At 57.4% G+C, this 19,392-nt stretch carries 17 protein-coding genes; 8 read left to right on the forward strand and 9 right to left on the reverse strand.

All coding sequences use genetic code 11. The features are described 5' to 3' along the window. Positions 1–91: 91 nt before the first annotated feature. Positions 92–448 carry an MGMT family protein gene (locus tag DC28_RS07725; RefSeq protein WP_037547469.1) on the reverse strand — a complete coding sequence of 119 codons (357 nt, stop codon included), beginning with the start codon at positions 446–448 and terminating at the stop codon, positions 92–94. A 181-nt stretch (positions 449–629) separates the two neighbouring features. Here DC28_RS07725 and DC28_RS07730 point away from each other — a divergent pair, with 181 nt between their 5' ends. The 8 genes from DC28_RS07730 (at position 630) to DC28_RS07765 (ending at position 10,450) form a co-directional block, all read left to right on the forward strand. Then, on the forward strand, positions 630–2,327 hold the full coding sequence (locus DC28_RS07730) for a family 20 glycosylhydrolase (protein ID WP_037547471.1): 1,698 nt from the start codon (positions 630–632) through the stop codon (positions 2,325–2,327). 183 nt (positions 2,328–2,510) lie between these two features. Then, positions 2,511–3,602 (forward strand): sensor histidine kinase, encoded by a 1,092-nt coding sequence (locus DC28_RS07735; protein WP_037547473.1) that lies wholly within the window; start codon positions 2,511–2,513, stop codon positions 3,600–3,602. Next, complete coding sequence (locus tag DC28_RS15460; protein ID WP_052078610.1) at positions 3,599–4,927, forward strand: ATP-binding response regulator; 1,329 nt, start codon at positions 3,599–3,601, stop codon at positions 4,925–4,927. Before DC28_RS07735 ends, DC28_RS15460 begins: the two co-directional genes overlap by 4 nt. Then, the gene (locus DC28_RS07745) at positions 4,924–5,553 is read left to right on the forward strand and encodes a response regulator (RefSeq protein ID WP_037547475.1); all 630 of its coding nucleotides are present in this window, start codon (positions 4,924–4,926) and stop codon (positions 5,551–5,553) included. The genes DC28_RS15460 and DC28_RS07745 overlap by 4 nt, the downstream gene beginning before the upstream one ends. Positions 5,554–5,708: 155 nt before the next feature. Then, positions 5,709–6,113, forward strand: a complete 405-nt coding sequence (locus DC28_RS07750) for a response regulator (protein WP_037547477.1) — start codon at positions 5,709–5,711, stop codon at positions 6,111–6,113. Beyond that, positions 6,097–8,439, forward strand: coding sequence for a HAMP domain-containing methyl-accepting chemotaxis protein (locus tag DC28_RS07755; RefSeq protein WP_052078611.1), 2,343 nt, complete (start codon positions 6,097–6,099; stop codon positions 8,437–8,439). The genes DC28_RS07750 and DC28_RS07755 overlap by 17 nt, the downstream gene beginning before the upstream one ends. A gap of 1 nt (position 8,440) precedes the next feature. Continuing rightward, positions 8,441–8,935 carry a chemotaxis protein CheW gene (locus tag DC28_RS07760; protein WP_037547479.1) on the forward strand — a complete coding sequence of 165 codons (495 nt, stop codon included), beginning with the start codon at positions 8,441–8,443 and terminating at the stop codon, positions 8,933–8,935. A 144-nt stretch (positions 8,936–9,079) separates the two neighbouring features. Beyond that, positions 9,080–10,450 (forward strand): serine hydrolase, encoded by a 1,371-nt coding sequence (locus tag DC28_RS07765; protein ID WP_037547481.1) that lies wholly within the window; start codon positions 9,080–9,082, stop codon positions 10,448–10,450. Positions 10,451–10,462: 12 nt separating this feature from the next. Here DC28_RS07765 and DC28_RS07770 read toward each other — a convergent pair whose 3' ends face one another. The 8 genes from DC28_RS07770 to DC28_RS07805 form a co-directional block, all read right to left on the reverse strand. Further along, positions 10,463–11,491 (reverse strand): mechanosensitive ion channel family protein, encoded by a 1,029-nt coding sequence (locus DC28_RS07770; RefSeq protein ID WP_037547586.1) that lies wholly within the window; start codon positions 11,489–11,491, stop codon positions 10,463–10,465. 89 nt (positions 11,492–11,580) lie between these two features. After that, positions 11,581–12,735: a RelA/SpoT domain-containing protein gene (locus tag DC28_RS15465; protein WP_052078613.1), complete on the reverse strand. Its 1,155-nt coding sequence runs from the start codon at positions 12,733–12,735 to the stop codon at positions 11,581–11,583. Positions 12,736–12,900: 165 nt separating this feature from the next. Continuing rightward, complete coding sequence (locus tag DC28_RS07780) at positions 12,901–14,520, reverse strand: ABC-F family ATP-binding cassette domain-containing protein (protein ID WP_037547483.1); 1,620 nt, start codon at positions 14,518–14,520, stop codon at positions 12,901–12,903. A 96-nt stretch (positions 14,521–14,616) separates the two neighbouring features. Next, the gene (locus DC28_RS07785; protein ID WP_037547485.1) at positions 14,617–16,617 is read right to left on the reverse strand and encodes an ATP-binding protein; all 2,001 of its coding nucleotides are present in this window, start codon (positions 16,615–16,617) and stop codon (positions 14,617–14,619) included. Positions 16,618–16,721: 104 nt separating this feature from the next. After that, a complete protein-coding gene (locus DC28_RS07790; RefSeq protein ID WP_037547486.1) occupies positions 16,722–17,192 on the reverse strand; it encodes a chemotaxis protein CheX in 471 nt (156 codons plus the stop codon). Positions 17,193–17,201: 9 nt separating this feature from the next. Then, the gene (locus tag DC28_RS07795) at positions 17,202–17,579 is read right to left on the reverse strand and encodes a response regulator (RefSeq protein WP_037547488.1); all 378 of its coding nucleotides are present in this window, start codon (positions 17,577–17,579) and stop codon (positions 17,202–17,204) included. A gap of 189 nt (positions 17,580–17,768) precedes the next feature. Further along, positions 17,769–18,770, reverse strand: a complete 1,002-nt coding sequence (locus tag DC28_RS07800) for a nickel/cobalt transporter (RefSeq protein WP_037547490.1) — start codon at positions 18,768–18,770, stop codon at positions 17,769–17,771. Further along, on the reverse strand, positions 18,767–19,381 hold the full coding sequence (locus DC28_RS07805) for a DUF1007 family protein (protein ID WP_037547495.1): 615 nt from the start codon (positions 19,379–19,381) through the stop codon (positions 18,767–18,769). The genes DC28_RS07800 and DC28_RS07805 overlap by 4 nt, the downstream gene beginning before the upstream one ends. Positions 19,382–19,392 lie beyond the last annotated feature (11 nt).

Below are 19,392 nucleotides of genomic sequence, written 5' to 3' on the forward strand. Positions count from 1 at the left end.
TAACGGTACCCCATCCGCGACCTTGCCCCTGGGGCCGGCGTACATTGAGCCCCGCCATATGGGGTGTATGGTATAAGCTATTCCGCACTACCTATCGGTTTTGTATCCCCTGTGACCGGATCTGTACCTCTTCCATGTCGGCCCGAAATCGAACCAGGTCTACCTTCCCCTCAGCCACCTCCACTCCCTCGGATCGGAGTTCAGCTTCTTGTTCCTCATACCCGCCCCCCCGGGGCAGGCGGATGGCGCCATCTTTCCCGATGACCCTATGCCAGGGGAGATTATACCGGGTGCTCATGGTGGATAGAATCCTGACCACCTGGCGGGCTGCCCGGGGGCTTCCGGATAATGCAGCAACATCGCCGTAACTCAAAACCCGTCCCCGGGGTATGGACCGGAGGACGGCAAGAACCTGAGCGGTGAAGGGTGAATGGTCGCCGGTGGTCATCTCTGAAGTATACGCCATTTGCCGGGGCAAACATAGCCGGGTGGAAAGTTCTTGCCAAAAACCAGGGAGAGGCCGTAGACTGTAGTGGCAAGGATGGTGGGAAAACCCAACAAACTAAAAATAGTATCCCCCCAGGGAGCGAAACCATCAGATAAGACAGGTAATGAGAGAGGACGATTATATGAAGAGCACCACCGAGGCGACTCTGCCTTTTTTACCCAAGCCGAAGACGGTATCCCAGACCAGTCTCGATCTTGCCCCCGAGATAATTCTCCTAGGAGAACAACCCGATTCTGAGGGGTTGACTGCCCTGGCTGAGGGCTTTCAGGTACAGGACTACCTTACTCCCCTTCGGCATCTTCCCTTGGATTCCCAAGAGGCCAAGGACCTGCTGAGGCTCGTTCCAGCAGGACCAGTCGCCGGGGGAGGAGGGGCGGAAGACTGTCGGTTGCTGCTCCAGCCGGGAACCGGGGATCAAGGTCCCAGGGTTCGGGCTGTTCTGCATCCCGGCAGCACCGGCGCTCTGAACCGGGGATTTGCCCTCATTGTACAGGCTGCGCTGTTTCTGAAGCACAAGATCTGGACGGTAGGGAACCAAGCCGGGTCCCCGGGACTCATGATTCAGGATGCTCCACGGTTTGAGCTCAGGGGATTGCATCTGGATGTTTCCCGGCACTTTTTCTCCCGGGAGGTGGTACTGGAGCTCCTGTATCACATGGCCCTGGTGGGGCTCAACCGGTTCCACTGGCACCTGACGGACGATCAGGGCTGGCGCGTACCCGTTGAGGGTTTTCCTGAGTTGACCGTTGCCGGGGCATCCCGGGGGCTTGCCTACGATCAGGCAAATCCCATAAGCCCCGCCGGAGAGGACGATCCTTCCCGGGCCTATACCCGGGAGGATATCCAGGCGGTGTTACACCGCAGCAGGGATCTGGGAATTACCGTGGTACCGGAAATTGATCTGCCCGGCCATATTCAGGCGGCGGCAGCGGTGGTACCCGGATTGGCCTGCGGCCATCTGGAAGGGAAAACACCCCAGGGGCCCTGGCAGGATGTGGGTATCAATCCCTGGGCCATCTGTCCCACCGGTGAACGGAGCTACCAATTCATCGAGAAGGTGATGGACAGCGTTTCGAAGACCTTCGGAAGCACCCGGATCCATCTTGGCGGAGACGAATGTCTGGGGCTGAACTGGCAGAACTGCCCTGATTGCCGAGGGTGGGTAGAGTCCCAGGGCATTCAGCCCCCGAACCGGGAGATTCTGGATATCCATCAATGGGAACAGCATCCCGCCCGGCGGGCGCTATACGGTGAGTTCGTACGGCGAATCATCGACCTAGCCGAACAGAAGGGCTTTGACCTGGAACTCTGGGACGATGTCCTGGAGGTAATTCCGAAGAACCATGGGGCCAAGCAGCCCGCCGGGGGGCAACCCGAGGCCGGTCAACCGAAGGTGCCGACCCTGTTCTGCTGGCATGCCGATGCGGTGGACCGGGCCCGGGGCCGGGGGTACCCCCTGGTTTCCTGCCCGGAGACCCTGATTTATTTTGACCATCCCCAGTCTCCGGCCCCCGAGGAACCCGGGCCCAAACACTTCGACCCGAACGTGAGTACCCTGGGGGACATCCTGGCATGGCAGCCCCCCAAGGATGTTGTTGGCCTGCAGGGATGTATCTGGACGGAGGTCATGGTAACCAGAGAGCGCCTGGAGTATATGCTGTTTCCCCGGCTCTGGGGCTTAGCCCAGCAGGCATGGAACCCCGGGGCTTCCGATGAATCGTCGAGGGGCGGGGAAAAACGGCCCCAATGGACTGAAGCCTGGGCCGATCTTTACGATGCCCTGGGGGTTCGGGGAAACTGGGATCGGGAGAAGTGGTAAGGGCTTCTCTAATAATCTGGTAGTGCGCAAAAGGTTGTACCATTGCACCCCGGCGACACCACCCATGAGTAGAAATATTGGTTGTTCCGCTATGGCTGGTGTCTTTTACAATCTTTTGCGCACTACATAATAATCTGGATATTTTATTGGCATGTTGCCAAATAGATAGACTACACTGGGAATATGGACTACCAATCGAACCAGMCCGGCAGMCCGGATGAAGGCTACCGGGCGCTTTTTGATGCCATGATCCACCCCGTTCTGCTTTTCTCCCCTTGGGGGCAGGTACGATATCAAAACCAGGCAGCCCGGAGGGTCTTTGGATCGGATGCGGATCTGTTTGTAAACGATTCTGGCCAGATTGGCGGCTGGATGGATGATCAGGGTAGACTTCTGGAGCCCGAACGGATGCCCCACCTCCGGGCGGCTCGGGATGGAAATCCGGTGACCAATCAACTCCTAGGTATTCGGCTTGCCGGGGAGCGGGAACCGCGCTGGTTTTCCATGGATGCGGCTCCCGAAGGAAGCACCGGCAGCGGGGTGTTAGCCGTGCTGATGGATGTTACCGAGAGCATTCGAATCACCCAAACCATGAAAGAAACCCTCCGGGAAAAAGACCTGCTCATCCGGGAGGTCCACCATCGGGTTAAAAACAATCTGACAATAATTTCGAGTCTGCTAAACCTTCAGCGGGATCGCTTTGATTCTGAAGATGTTGAGGGGATTCTCACGGCCCTGGATAAGGCGCGCACCCAGGTAACCTGTATTGCCATGGCACATCAGAGCGCCTTGGAGCCGAAGACCCATGACATGGTGCGGATGCAGGAATTCCTGGAAGGGGTGGTGGCTCAGAATATCGGCGACTACGGGTACACCGGGAGCTGGCGGGTGGATACTGGGGGGCATAGTATTTCCCTGGATCAGGCGGTCCCCTGCGGGTTAATAGTCAACGAGTTGGTATCGAATATCTGTAGGCATAGTGGGGCCGACTCACTCCAGGTGACGGTAGGGAGCTGCCATGCCCATAGGCTCTGCCTTTCGGTCCGGGATAACCGGGGATCCCTGGATGTTCGGGTGCTGGATACCCTCACCCGAGGGACTGAAGGCCGGGGGTCCTCCGCCGCTGATGGGAGCGCTACCGGTCCCCTGGGTCTGGGGTTGACTGTGGTGGCTCTTCTGGCAGGACAGCTCCAGGGCACCATGGTCTGGGATGTACGACCGGACTCCTATACCGAATGCCGGATTGAGTTTCCCTGCGGGAGTGAACAGGAATGAGACAATCCACGGTTTTAATTGTGGAGGATGATGCAATTTCCTCCTTTGCCCTAGAGCAAACCCTGGAGAAAGCGGGGTTTTCGGCCTCCTCGGTACTCAGTGGCGAGGCTTGTCTGGATCTATTGCGCCGGGGTGTCATTCCCGATGTGATTCTCATGGACATACATCTCGGAACCGGCCGTATGGACGGTCTTGAAACCACCCGGCAGCTCCACGACATTGTAGACGTCCCGGTGGTACTGCATACAGCCTATGCCGATCCGGAAACCCTGCGCAGATCCCGGGATATGACAAAATACGGGTATGTGCATAAGATTCCCGGAAACGGCGCCATGGTTGTGGCCGGCATCGAACTGGCACTGAAGCTCTTTCGGGCGGAGCGGGAGCTCCTCCGGCGGGAACAGATGTACCGGGAGCTTTCCGGGCATATTCAACAGCTCCGGGAAGACCAGGAGCAGAAGATCGCCCGGGAGATCCACGACGATCTCGGACAGTCTCTGACGGCCCTGAAAATGAACCTCACCATGCTGGACCAGGAGATTCTGCCCCGGGGCGCCCGGGAGATTCTGGATGAGATGGCCCTGGTACTGGACGGTACGATCCGAAAGGTTCGATCCATTATCGAGATTCTGCGTCCTCCTCTTTTGGATTCCGGATCGCTCTGCGAGGCCCTGGAATGGTACTGCAGGCAGTTTTCCGACACCTTCCGGGTGAGGGTACGGTGGATCTGCGATACCTTCCAGGAATCTCCCCAGCCCCCCCGGGACACAGCCCTGGCATTGTTCCGGATTGCCCAGGAATCCATGACCAATGGGGTAACCCACGGGAAGGCGAAATCCATTGAGGTAGAAATGGCCTACAGTCCCCTGCCTGAACCCATGCTTCTGCTCCAGGTTCAGGATGACGGAAGGGGCTTCTCCTTGGCTGAGGGGGGCTGGCAGGCCAAGCGTCCCGGACCACTCTACGAGCTTCGGCCGAAACCCCGGAAATACCATCCGCCCCAGGAGCATTTCCGGGGAGCGGGACCGCATTCAGCCAGGCCAGGGGGCTCGGCTCCAGGCGGCGCGGCTGGTCGGGGCTCGGGGTTCGGGGAGGAAGCCGTTGCTTCCGAAATCCCGGGGTCTTCATCCAGGGGGCGGCGGAGCAACGAAGGGACAGTATCAGAACCGAGGTCATCCCGGCGGTCCTTCGGCATCATCGGGATGGAAGAGCGCGCCTTACAGCTGGGCGGCTGGTTTATCCTGGATACCGCCCCCCGGGTGGGAACCCGGGTTGTAGCAGGAATTCCCTGGAGCCCTGCCGGGGACCGAAGGAGCAGTACATGATCCGGGTATGTATCGGAGACGACCACGAACTTATCCGGGAAGGATTCAAGCGCCTGATCGACCGGGAACCGGATATGGAGTGCTGCGCCGAAGCGGCGGATGGAGCATCCGTACTCCGACTGCTGAGCCGAATTGAAGCGGATGTTCTGGTTCTGGATCTAAACCTGCCGGATCGGCCGGGTTTGGAGGTGCTGAAGGATATTCAAGTTCAGGATCCGGCCCTGGGGGTACTGGTTCTGAGTTTTCATCCTGAGGAACAGTATGCCCGGCGATGTATGAAGGCCGGAGCCCGGGGATATTTGTCTAAGGACCGTGCCGGGGGGGAGCTGATCCAGGCTATCCGGTGTCTTGCCCGGGGAGAACGCTATCTCAGTCCTGAAGCGGCCCGCAGCCTGGCGTATGAAGACCTGGGAGGCGCTGAGGGTCCCCCCCATACCCGGCTCAGCGACCGGGAGTTTGAGCTCATGGTATTGTTCGCCGGAGGCCAAAATCTGCGTCAGGCATCGGAATCCCTTGGTTTAAGCATCAACACCGTCAGTTCCTACAAAAGCAGGCTCTGGAAGAAGATGGGTTTCACCAGTAACGCTGAGCTGATCCGCTACGTGGTTTCCCAGGGGCTGCTGTAGAACCATTCCGTGGAGTGGACAGGGGCTGTTTGGGAGAAGCGGTTCAGCTGGTGCCGTCAGTTCAGCGGGGCACCTACCAATGCCGCGAAAATTGCGGCACGTTTTTGCAAGGTTTCGCGGCAGCAAAATTCCTCTGAAGACATAACACTTGGATTATGAAGGTACTCATTGCCGACGATTCAGGAATGCTCCGCCACCATTTGTCGAAGCTTATCAGCCCCATCCCGGGGATATCTCGGATTGATGAGTCCCACAGCCTGTTCAGTACCCTCCAGCAGCTCCAGGTTGAGCAGCCCCAGGTCCTGATACTGGACCTTCAGTTGGGTGACGGTTCGGGTTTCCAGGTGTTGGAATTTTTGAAGAGTCGGGAAAACCGGCCCAAGGTGATCGTCTTTACTAATTTCCCCAGCGACCATAACCGGGCCCGGTGTCTAAAACTCGGGGCGGATATGCTCCTGGATAAATCCTTCGACCATAAGAGACTGGTTCAGGTTCTGCGGGAATACGCGCAGTCCCCTGAATCTCAAAATAAAGGAGTTGACCATGTTCAAGAATCTTAAACTCGGCGCCAAGATGGCCCTCGGCTTTGGGTTAGTAATCCTTCTGGTAATTGTTGTAGGAGGTTTAGCCATCATCAACATGCTGCAAATTCAGGGTGATTCCATTGCCTTGGACGAACAGTACATTCCCGAGGTGGACCTGGCGTCAGCCATACAGCGGGACGCCTTGCAGACCATGTACGCCATGCGGGGTTACTCATACAGCTTCGATTCCAGTTTCTATGATGATAATCTGACCTATTCAGCCCAGTTGAAATCTGGGATTGACCAAGCGGCGGCCCTGGTGGCAGCCTTCCCCAACCTGAAGCAGTTGGAGGCGGGCATCTCTACATTGCGCAGTAATACCTCTGCCTATGAGGGGTATGCCGTTCAGACGAAGACGGCAGTAGAGAACATACTATCGGCTCGTGAGAGGACCGATGTAGCTGCAAAGAATTTTCTGGATGCGGCCCAGGAATATTTAACCTCCCAAAGTACGGCCATGGATCAAGATATCCGTGGAAACACCAGTGAAGCTGATTTAAACGAGCGGCTTAATAAGATTGTGTGGATGAGTAGCATTATCGATACCACGAATAATATTCGGGTAGCGAACTTCAGGGCCCAGGTCACAAGTGAATTTTCCATTATGGAGGATGCGATTGGGGAGTTTCCGGGTATTTATGCTCAACTTGAAACAATCCGTGGTATCACACGACAGCAGATTGATTTGGATCGTCTCACAACCGTGCGAAGCGCCACCCAAAACTACGAACAGGCCATGCGAGACATTCTGGCTGCCTCGAGAAATCTAGAAAATCTCAATACTCTGCGTATTGACACCGGTAATACCGTGGTCGATGCAGCACAGGAGGTAGCGGAGGCGGGATTAAGCCGTACTGTCGAAGTAGCCCAAATTGCAGTTGACCGCGTGACCACCAGCATTACTGCCATCATCATCGGTCTTGTGATCGCCCTGGTCCTCGCCTTGGTTATCGCCGTGGGGTTAACCAGGATGATAACCCGTGCATTGGGCAAGGGGGTTACCTACGCCCTGGCGATCGCCGAGGGCGATATGACCAGGAACTTGGATGTGTATCAGAAGGATGAGATCGGTCAGCTGGCGGAGGCCCTGCGCACCATGACCGAACGGATTACCGGGGTTGTCCGGGATGTTCAGGGATCGGCGAATACCGTGAGCCAGAGCAGCCAGGAAATGAGCTATTCGGCTCAGCAGGTTGCTTCCGGTGCAACAGAGCAGGCCTCATCCACCGAGGAGGTGAGCGCCTCCATGGAAGAGATGGGGGCAAATATCGCCCAGAACGCCGAGAATGCCCAGCAAACCGATGTCATGTCCCGCCAGGTGGCGGTAAACGCTGAAAAGGGCGGCCAGGCAGTGGAAGAAACGGTGATTGCTATGCGTCAGATCGCAGAAAAGATCGTCATCATCGAGGATATTGCCCGGAATACCAATCTCCTGGCATTGAATGCCGCCATTGAGGCCGCCCGGGCGGGGGAACAGGGCAAGGGGTTTGCCGTAGTTGCCAGCGAGGTCAGAAAGCTGGCTGAGCGGAGTCAGAAGGCAGCCGGCGAGATTTCCGAGCTTTCGAAGAAAAGCGTGGATGTGGCCGAGCAAGCCGGCCAGATGATCTCCGGGATCGTTCCGGATATCAGGAAAACCGCAGAGCTCATTCAGGAGATCTCCGCCGCCAGCAAGGAACAGAATTCCGGGGTTACCCAAATAAACTCTGCCCTGAGCCAGCTGGACCAGGTTATCCAGCAGAATGCCTCCTTCTCGGAAGAGATGGCAGCCACCGCCGAGGGCTTGGCGGGCCAGGCGGAACAGCTCCAGGATGTGATCTCCTTCTTCAAGATAACTCGTGCTCAAAGCGGATCAACCCGGCTGCTCACCGACGCCAGGACCCAGAACCAGGCCGGCACATCGAGGACCCCAGCCTACGCCCTCTCCGACGATCATGGAATCCAGAGGGCAGTCGGATCGGGGAAAACCGGCGGGTCTAAAACCCAGGCCTCGGGAGGCTCCAAGGCCAAACCGCCTGCCGGAGAATCCCAGCCTCAGAACCCAGCAGCCCTGGGCCGGGAGGAGCATCAATCCTCCGATGCTGAACAGAAACGGGCCGACAGGCCCCGGACCAAATCGGAATCCCGGCCGGTCCAGGGGACCAAGAACCAGTCCAAGGCTCAGGGCAGCCAGGACAGCCCCCGGAAGGGGGCCTCACCGGCGCCAGCCCCGAAAAAACAGGTACCCGATAGGGGAACAGGCATCCACCTAGACCTGCCCAGCGGCCAGACCGAAGAGTATGATCTGGACATAGAGGAGTTTTAGAATGAACGACCAAAGCCAATACCTGACCTTTACCCTGGATGGAGATGAATACGCGGTGGAGGTTACCCAGGTGCGAGAAGTCCTGGAGATGACAGAGCTCACAAAGATTCCCCGGATGCCTGGATGGATGAAGGGGGTAATCAATATCCGGGGAAGCGTTGTGCCGGTAGTGGACCTGCGAACCCGGTTCGGCATGCCCGAGATTCAGCTGACCATGGACTCCCGGATTGTTGTCATGGACATCCAGGCGGGGGAAGACCAGCTGGTGCTGGGGTGCCTGGCGGACTCCGTTCAGGAGGTGATAACCCTGCCCGGGGAGCAGATTGACCCGCCTCCCCGGATGGGAACCCGGTTGGACAGCGATTTCATTACCGGAGTTGGTAAGAGGGATGATCAGTTTATCATACTTCTCAATATGAGCCGGGTTTTTACCCAGGATGATTACCTGGAGCTGGGGCAGACCAAGGCCGGTTCCCAGACTGTACCTGCCTCCTAGACCCCACCCGGGTACGGCCATTATGGATGTGCATCAACACCCGAGGCTGCTGGTTGCAAGACCAGGGTTGGGGTGGCCGCCGCCCTCCTCCGCATTGAATAATGGCCCTGCCCGGGGGTACACTAGTTCCGACAGGAGTAGCGGATGAATACACGGATTTGGTTAGTCGGACTGGTGGCGCTCGGTCTGAGCGCGGGGCTTGCCCACCCTGTTTCGGGGCAAACTGATGATAGCCGGGAGGTTCCCATGGTAGAGCAGATGGCTCGCAGGGTTGCAGCTTCGTTTCTGGGACAGGGTGATTCCGATACCCCCGCCCCATCAAGCGGCGGGGATGGAAGGGTTGAAGCACCGGAACCGGTGAACCCCGGGGACTTTCATCCCGATTTTCTAGTCCAAGTTCCCTTTACCCAAATTCAAGCAATCTTCGGTCAGTACGGAAGTCAACTCGGCCGGGTGGACCGTCTGGAGGTAACCCGGCTGCGGAACACAGAATTGGGGGATTTCGCCCTGTTCTTCAGCCAGGGATTCAAGGTTCCCATGGTTCTGGGTATCGCGGCCCCGGAGGATCCCCGCATCACAACCCTGTGGCTGGGTAATCCCGCTCCGGTAGCCAGCGGAATACAGGAGATTGTAGATGATGTCGCCGCCCTGGAGGGAAATACGAGCCTGATAGTGACCGCCCACCCCGGAGGAGAACCGGTGACCGCCCTGAATGCCGGGGAGGTATTGAATATCGGGTCCACCATGAAGCTCTTTATCCTCAGCGCCCTGGCCGACCGAATACACCGGGGCCAGGCCTCATGGGAAGACATTGTGGAACTCCGGCCCAAGCACCGCTCCCTTCCCTCGGGGTTTCTGCACACATGGTCCGAAGGAGCCCCCTTCACCCTCTACAGCCTGGCCGGGCTGATGATCAGTCAAAGCGATAACACCGCCACGGATATCCTCCTGGATTACCTTGGCCCCGAGGCTGTAGAAGAATACGCCATGACTCACTACGGAGTAACCGAAGCCAGCCTACCCATCCTGAGCACCCGGCAGCTATTCCAGCTAAAGGCGGATCACCGGGCCAGGGAGCGCTTCAAGGCAGCACCGACGGCAGCCCAGCGGAGACAGATAGCATCCCAGCTTGGGGGAGAGCTGCCTGATGCGTCGTCCATCTTTCCCGGGGGACGTCCCGTGGATGTGGGCTCTACGGGGTACCTGGGTACTACCGCATCCCTCCAGGCGGTTATGACTGATCTCTGGCTGGAGAATGAGGATGAACGGGTCCGGGAGATTTTATCTATCAACCCCGGGATCGCCTTGGATGAGCAGCGGGTTGCCCGGATAGGGTATAAGGGGGGATCCGAGCCCGGGGCAATAAACATGACCCTGGGGGTGGAAGCCAAGAATGGCCGCACCTACATCATCAGTGCGACCTGGAACAATCCCTCCCAGGGGCTCAATGAAAGCCGGTTCGTGGGACTGATCCAGGGCCTGGTGGATGTGCTTAGCGCAGTTGAATCACCCTAACAACACCTGCTCCTATTGCTGCAGGTGAACCGTTCTGGTGGGGAAGGCGAACTCCACGTTCAGGGTCCGGCAGGCCTCCAGAAGTTTTAGATTGATCTCCTGCTGGATGTCCATGTACTGGGCGTAGTCCGGAACCTCGACGTAGTACACGGTTTCGAAGTCCAGGGATGAACCGGCGAACCGGGCGAAGTGGCAGCGGTCGAAGCTGGCCTGGGGAATATCGTCGATAATGCTCTTGAGGGTTTTAGGGAGCTGCTCCAGGCGGTCCTTCGGGGTGCTGTACTCAACCCCGAAGGTGAAAACGATCCTCCGGCGTTTCATCTTCTTGAAGTTATGCACCTGGGTCTTGGTCAGGTCGGAGTTGGAAACCACCAATTCTTCCCCGGCCAGGGTGAGGATCCTGGTGGTTTTGATGCCCACCTTTTGCACGGTTCCCATTTTATCCCCGAACAGAATGAAATCTCCCACCTCGAAGGGGCGGTCGATGAGGATGACAAAGTAGTTAAACAGGTCTCCCAGAATACCCTGGGCAGCGATGGCTACGGCGATTCCCGAAACACCCAGTCCGGCAACGATGGCTGAGATGTTGAATCCCAGATTATCCAGAACAAAGATGAACCCCAGGCTCCAGATGAGCAGGGACAGGATTGCCCTGAGGGGCTTTAACCGGTTCGCTTCCTCCGGACCCCGGCGTTCCAGATACCGGCTCAGGACATTGCCCGCAGCAGCTACCAGGAGTCGCAGAACCAGAAATGCCGCAAGGAGGCCCAGACCAACCCGGATTCCCCCTTCAAGATCCTGGGGCAGGGTCAGCCTGGTGAGGGCGGCATAGATCAGACCGATGACAGCCAGGGGCCGGATGAGCCCCAGGGCTATCCCGGCCATGGAACCCAGCCCACTGTCATGGTTTTTTGGGGACTGTTTTATTGCCCATGAGAGCGCCCAAAGCACCAAGAGGCCGCCTAAAACCAGGCCGGCGGAAAGCAGATAGTCTAAAACGCTGTTATTAAAGAATTCCCGGGTGAGTACTGTGTTATCCATGGTAGTAGAAATACTGTTGCTGCTGGAAAAAGTCAAATCTTCCCGGGAAGCCGTAGAGAGTTCTTGGATCGTGCGCACTAAGATAGTTGTTAATCCCCGTCGGAATTCTGGTCCCGATCCTGGTCCGGGTCTTGGGGGTGGTACTGTTCGATGAGGGAACGGGTCTGGGGGTTTTCCAGCAGGCGTTTGACTGTTTGGGGATCACCCAGGATTTTGAACAGCTCGCTGCCTGCGTTCTCCACGAGTTGTTGTTCTTCCGGGGAGATTTCGATGGGGGGGAACTGTTCCGACCGGACGATTTGATCGATCCGGGATGAGAGGGTCCGGAACAGGGGTGAATCAATGAAGCTATCCAGCCAGGGGTGGTCGGAGCTGCGGGGCGGCTCGGGGGGACGGTGCTGTTCCAATTCGTCCAGGCTGCCGGTGATCCGGGTTTTTTCCTTGGTGTCGATGGAGAGCTCATTGATCTGGCGGCGCAGGGTGTCGATAATGCGGTTTTTATCCGCCAGTTCCCTGGAGTGAAGCCGTTCGGTGGTTTCGGTTTGATTCTTTAAGTAACGCATGTAGGTTCCCAACTCGTCTGCATCCGCCGAGAGCCGGTTCAGAATGGACGAGAGCCGTACAAGCATATCGTTGTCGGTGTAGTAGGGGTAGCGCACAACGTGATCGATTTCGCCCCATGCTTCCTCAAAGATGGTCCGGACCTGAATCTCTGCGATGTAGCGGCCTTTACCGGGATTGGATTCCACCAGGTAATGCACTGAGCGGTAGCCGTGGGGATGTTCCTGAATGCGGCACTGTTTTTCGGTGTAGTAGTCCAAGATCCGGGGGGAATCGCCGTGACGGTAGTAGGCCGTAGGGGCCTCGGCGAAGTTCCAGTGTTTCTGCAGGTATTCATGGATATTGATCCAATCCTCCTTAAACAGATGCAGGGCCCGGATACCGATAAGGTCTGTAACCTCCTGGGTGACATTTTCCGGGGTTATGTTCCGGGATGGATCCGCGATGGTCTTCCGGATGATTTTTTCGAGGAGATGGTCGGTTTCCTTGATTCGGTAGTTCAGGGAGTGAACCTTGGTGCACTTCAGCAGGCTGTCAACCACATACCGTCCCAGGGTGTGCAGCTCGGGTTTGATGGTTTCGTAGCTGCGGGCAATATCTTCCAGGGTCGACCAGCGTAGTCCGCTCCGGTCGAAGGCCAAGGGATCGATGTTGAATCGGCTGAAAAAATCTTCTTGGGCCACAATTTACTCCTTTATCTTCGGGGTGGGCGGGTATTACCCGGGCAGCCTTCACCGGACTGCCGAGTGCTGAGTGTTGAGTAGCAAAGGATTCTCAGGCTGTCCTCCCATTTTAAGATACAGCGATGCCGGGGAAAATGTTACAGTTCGGGGGAAATCTCGGGTCGGTTACCGAGATAACGCGGCTGTTTTTTCCTGGTAGTACGGGTAGTCGCCCTCAAAAACGGACATAGTGCCGCGGTCGATTTCGAAGACCCGGTTTGCAATCCGGGTTAAGAAGTAGCGGTCGTGGCTGACTAGGATTAGGGTGCCGTCAAATTCCTGGAGAGCCTCGAGCAGAACCTCGCGGCTTTCGATATCCAGGTGATTGGTGGGCTCATCCAATACCAAGAAGTTTACCGGTCTGGCGAGCATACAGGCAAGCATGACCCGGCTTTTTTCTCCCCCCGAGAGGACGCTGATCTTTTTCTCCGAATCGTCTCCGGAAAACTGAAAGGCCCCGAGGATGCTTTTGATGCTACCGATGGTTGCCAGGGGAAGGCGGTGCTGCACCTCTTCGAGGATAGTGTTTCCCGGCTCTAGTAGATCGCTGCTGTATTGGCTGAAATAGCCCATTTCCACGCTGCCGCCCAGGGTTACTACTCCGGAACTCGGCTCGGTTTGTCCCGAGATGACCTTCAGAAGGGTGGATTTTCCGGCACCGTTGATACCGGTCAGGGCGATTTTATCGCCCCGGGCTATAGTGGCCGAAATTCCGCCGAAGACCTGGAGCCGGCTGCCGTCCTCTTGGGGCCAGGATTTTTCCAGGTTCTCCAATACGACCACCTGGTCGCCGCTACGCTGTACCGGGGCAAAGCGGATTTTCATGGTTTTGGGATCCGGGGGGAGTTCTACCCGGTCGATTTTTTCGATGGTTTTAATGCGGCTCTGTACCTGGGCCGCATGGCTGGCCCTGGCGGCAAATCTGGCTATGAATTCCTCTTCCTTGGCAAGCATGGCTTGCTGGCGCTTGAATGTAGCCTCTAATTGTTCCCGTCGGATTTGACGTTCCGTGAGGTAGAAGTCGTAGTCTCCCGAGTAGGTAGTGATGGTGCCCTGGGCGATTTCAACGGTTCTGCTGCAGAGCCGGGTCATAAATTCCCGGTCATGGCTCGTCATGACGATGGTTCCGTCAAAGGTGTTGAGCCAGGATTCCAGCCAGACGATGGATTCCAGATCCAGGTGGTTGGTGGGTTCGTCCATAAGCAGTACGGTGGGATTCTGAAGGAGGATTTGGCCCAGGGCGATCCGCATCTTCCATCCCCCTGAGAAGGACTCCACGGGTTCATCCCAGCGGTTCCGGGAAAATCCCAAGCCGGTGAGGATGGTTTCCGCCTTGGTTTCTAGGTTGTATCCGTCCAGATTCAGGAACTCCTCCTGGAGCTCCCCGTAGCGGTCCATGTCTTTCTCGGAGAAGCCCTCCGGGTCGGCCATACGGTTTTCCAGGTCGGTCAGCTCCCGGGCTACCTGGCTTACCCGGCCGGCACCCCGGATGAGGGTTTCGAAGAGGCTGCCGCCCTGCATCTCTCCCGTCTCCTGGGAGAAGTATCCCAGATCCACCCCTGGATCCATGGTGATTGAACCGGAATCCGGTTTTTCCTGACCGGTTATAAGGCGAAAAACCGTAGATTTACCCGCCCCGTTAGGACCTACCAGGCCGATCCGGTCTCCCCGGCGTACTAATAGATCAGCCTTGGAAAAGAGAACCCGATCGCCGTGGACAACCGAAATCCCCGATAGATGTATCATGAGAGCCTCCCGCGGTGGGGAGTGTAGCGAGTTTTGGTACCTTGTAACAGCCCCCGGTGGGCCCGGGGGGCAGGACGGGAGCGGCTTCCGGGGTACTCAGGCGGTATCCTCCCGGGTTTGCTCTTGGACCAGGAGGGGGATATGCAGGCAGAACCGGGTGCCGCGGTGTTCTTCCTGCTGGATTTTCACCCGCCCTTGCACCGATTTGAGGCGGTCCCTCACGAGGCTGAGGCCCACACCCCGGCCTGCATGGAGATCCGCCTGCCCAGCGGTACTGAAGCCTGGGGAGAAGAGCAGCTTAAACAGGGAGGATGGGGTGTGAGGGCCATCGGAATCCCGCAACAGCCCCAGGGAAAGCGCTTTTTGGCGGATGGATTCGAGGTTCAAGCCCCGACCGTCATCCTCCAGGGTGATAATGCCATGGTCGTCGGTCCTGGTAATGGAAAGGCGGATGGTCCCCTGGCCGGGTTTTCCTGAGGAACTCCGCTGATCCGGGGGCTCAATGCCGTGATACACGGCGTTCCGTACCAGCTGGACGAGGATCTCCTTGAGTTCCCGGCGGGGGAGGTCTTCCAGGATATGGGGTTCCAGGGCGTCGATTTCAAGACGGACCTGTTTCCCCTGGGCGGATGCGGCTTTTTCAGCCACCTTTTCCAGGGTCTTAATGAGGACATGTTCCCCCTGGAGGTGGATCTCTCCGGATTTGAAGGACCGGATCTTGCCGATGAGGGTTTTGAATACATCCAGGGAACGGTAAATATCTTCCAGCTGGAGGGTGACTCGGAGGGTATCCTGAAAGGTGATGTCTGGGTTCTCCCGAAGATTGGCTATGTCCTGTTCAATGGTATGGAGTTTTTGGCCGAAATTCTGGAGTCCCAGGATAACCGCGTTGGATTTTATGGCGTGGACGCCCTGAAAGGTCTGTACCATGGCAGCCTGGGTCTGGGTGCGGGAGTCCTTGAGGATCTGATTGATCTGTTCAAGCTCGTAATCGGTATCCTGAATAAAGTCGTCGAAGACCCGGGGATCCACGTGGATGACCTCGAAGAGGGACTGCATCTCCTCCTGGCGCTTCGCCTCCTCTTCAGAGAGCTGGCGGGTAAGCTCGACCTCCCGGGTCTGGTCCTTGATCAGGCAGAGGATCTGCACCTGGCCGTCCTCCCGGTCCACCGGGGCGAAACTACATGCCAGAATCCTGGGTTCGCCGCCATGGGTGGGTTGGTAGGTGAATTCGTGGAGGGGATTGATGTCTAGGAGCATCTCCTCATCGAAGGAGCGCTGACGGACCATGTCGAAGTAATCCTGAACAGACTGTAGCTCCTTATCCTTGAGTGAGCTGGTCAGCAGACCGGGAAGACTCATGCCTGACAGGTCCGGAACATCCAGGATGCGGGCAGCAGAAGGGGAGTAGTTGGGTTGGATCTGGTATTCTTCGTTTATCAGGAAGATGCCGTCCTTCAGATTGTCTTTCATGGCGGTGATTTCGTCGCGTTCTACCTGTAGGCGCCGGTTCAACGCAGCCAACTGGATGTCCTTGTTCATTTTGGTGCGCTCGTAGACGATGGTGGAGGCGAAAATGAGGAGGTACACCCCAATGGCCCGGAGGGCGAATCCCGTCTGGAAATCCATCTGAGCCAGCCCGGGAAGGAGCACCGTCACCCCGAGGAATACACCCAGAAGGCCGGCCAACATGGATCCCCACTGCATACCCAAAACGAAAACGGCAATAATGGGAAAGGAGAATGCCCATAACACCCCCGACCCCTGGACCCCTCCCCCAAAGGTGAGAAACCCGCAGAGGAACATGTACGGCACGACGGTAAGAAATCCGGAAATGATGAAGGGCGCGCTGCTCCGGAGCAGGAAGAACCCCACCAGGGTGGTAAGCCCCATGGCGATGTCGAAGGCCGCTTGAATCCCCGCACCGGCCTGGAGGCTCTGATACCCGAAGAGGAAGAGCAGACTGCCGCCCAGAATGATGAGGGTATTGAGCATGATGTACCGGATTCTTCCGTCCATCGCCGAGGGGTCCCGGGGATCGAATTCTTTTCCGCTGGTAATAAGATTCACGAAGAGGTTTGTCTTGCGACTGGTCATGGTTCATCCCTTTTTTATCTGGTTTCTGGTATGGTAATCGGAACCCAATCCTGGGCTGGATTCCGGAAAGACCCCGGGTTGACGGACCGGATACTGCCGCCGTTCTATCCAACCGCCTCGATAGCCACGGAAAGGCAAAACGTATCCCCCGAGGGAAGACGGAAGGGAATGCAGATGATCCTGGTCTGCTCGGTGGGCCAGATAACCGAATGGTTGTTTCCCCGGACGATGGTCGGCAGGGAGATGACCAGCCGGAAGGATTCCTCCAGCCCGCGTTTGGCATTACCGGCGATAATATTTACCACCTCGCCGATGGCATCCACCACCTCGTCGTCCAGACCGGTGTGCTGCTGCCCCGTCAGGGTACTGGTAAGGGACAGGGCCAGGTTCAGCTTCATGGAGATAACCACCGCCCCCCGGGCCTCCCCGGTTAGCCCGATGACAGCGGAAATATCCCAATTGTTCGCCTCGCTGCGGTCGATGAAGTGGGGCCTGTCAGCCCGTACCTCGGTTTGGAGAAAATCTCGGAATACCGATTCGCAAACCTCAACGAAGGGTTGTATATATTTTTCCACATCGGACTCCTATTTCAGGTGTAGCTTTGCCAACTTCTGCTGGAAGGTCTTCTCGTTCACCGGCTTGATGATGTAATCCGTAGCCCCGTTTTTCAGGGCTTCAATGACGTTGTACCGGGCTGCCTCGCTGGTAATCATGATGATAGGCAGATCTTTATGGAGGGGATTCGAACGCGCCTGCTTCAGAAAATCCAAGCCCGACAGTTCGGGCATGTTCCAGTCCAGGAGAACCAGGTCGATGGCATTATTATCCAGCCGTACCAGGGCTTCCTTCCCCGTGGAGGCCTCGATAAACTCGCAGGGAATATTCATGGATAAAAAGGTGTTCTTAACAATGTTCCGCATGATCCGGGAATCATCCACAACCAGTACCGTTTTTGCGCCCATTATTCCTCCATTTCGTTCATTGTAATGCATAGGAATGGTTAATCAATAGGGGCGCCTCTAAAAAGGTAATATTTTCTCCATAGTGAGGCGGAACAAGTTGAGTTTTATTGGTCCCGCTCTTTCCCCGAGCCTAGGGCCGGGTGAGCTTAGAGAAGGCGCTCCGGGTTTGTACGGGTTCCTCCCCCGAGCCTAGGGCCCGGGCACCAATAGCGAGATCAGCATGATACCGGCGAACAGTATGATTACCCCCGAGCTTACTGCCTCAAGGATACCCAATACCCTGCCCGCCGGAGAGTGGCTCCGATGCAGCAGGGTTTGTAACTGCTGTCTGCCGGCTACCACGCCTACCGCCAGGGCTGACATGGCGATGAATCCCCCCAGGGAGACCCCCGCCACCAGGAAGACGCTGAATGCCAGGCTGCGGTTTGCAACCCCGTAGACCAGGATGGCGGTGGACACCGGGCAGGGAACGAGGGCTACACTCATAGCAAGCCCCAGGGGGGAGGACGGTCCGGCTGACCGGGGGGTATCCGGTTCCCCGTGGGAGTGGCCGGAATGGCCCCCTCTACCTTCCGGGAGGTGGTGGGGATGGGAATGATGATGATGCATGCTCGGCCTATGGTGGGAGATCCAATGGCCCAGGGTGAGAATCAGAATCAGGCTGTAACTGACCAGTTGGAGCCACCAAGAGGCCTCGTTCTGGAAGTTGGAAAACACCACCTGGAATACCACCGTGCCTAAGAAGACCACTACCCCGGCGGACAGGCTGTCCACCAGGTTGACCAGGGCGCTGTATGCGATGCCCTGGCGTAATCTGGCACGGTTTCCCAAAAAGTAGGAGACGGTGAATACCTTTCCGTGGCCGGGTCCGAGGATATGGATGATTCCAAACAACACTGCGGTGAGGAAGGCGGAGACTCCCGCGCCGATATCTGCTTCTTCCATGACCCGGCGGGTAAGGTCCGAGAGCCGGCTGTGTAATTCCCGGGAGGTGCGGCGGATCCAGGAGGCTGCAGCCTGGAAGGGGGAGGCCAGGGGTGCTGGGGTGGAGTTCAGCACCGGAGTCGGTGATTCCTGGGACGGCGATGAGCCAGGGGTCTTGGAATCACCGCGAAAAAAGGGATCCTGACCGAAGAGGGGCAGGGCCTGAAGGGACAGGAGGAGAAACAAGAGGATTGGAAGCCGGATCATGGCAGGATCCTGAACCGCAGAGATTGTACCGGCAGGCGGCCCCATTCGCCGAAGTCCCAGGTTTCGGTGGGAAGATAGGGCTGGATGCTTCGGCCCCGGGTGGAGATGGGGGTTTCCGAGGCGGTAAGCAGGAAGTCGGTGTAGTAGCTCTGGTCGATATTGGCGATGCGCAAGGCGGGCAGATCCTGCCAGGGGACTGGGGTGTCCAGAGTGAACTGGAAGACCAGGCGGCCCTGGGTGATACTGCTGGTGAAGGAGCGGGCTTCGGGGATGGAAAGCCGGCGGTTGTTTACAAAAATGAAGAAGAAGTAGCTCCGGGATACGAGGTGGCTGAACATCAGTTCCCGGACGACGGCTATTTCCTCGGGGTCAAGGGTCCCGTCTCCGTCTGCATCGGCATCAACCAGAACCGCCGAGGAGTAGTATTCATCAAAGGTCCATTCCACCCCCAGCTCGGCCAGGCCTGCGGAATTAAACCGGGGTGTTACCGCCGTATCGATCCAGATGTGGGGGTGGGAAAAGCCCAGAGCGGGCACCAGGATCAGCATCATCAGCAGGCCGAGGCGTTGGGTGTCCGGCTTTGTACTGGGGTGTTTTGACCTTCGGGGCATAGGGTTCCTTT

The sequence above is a fragment of the Spirochaeta lutea genome (assembly GCF_000758165.1).
Taxonomy (GTDB): Bacteria; Spirochaetota; Spirochaetia; order DSM-27196; family Salinispiraceae; genus Spirochaeta_D; species Spirochaeta_D lutea.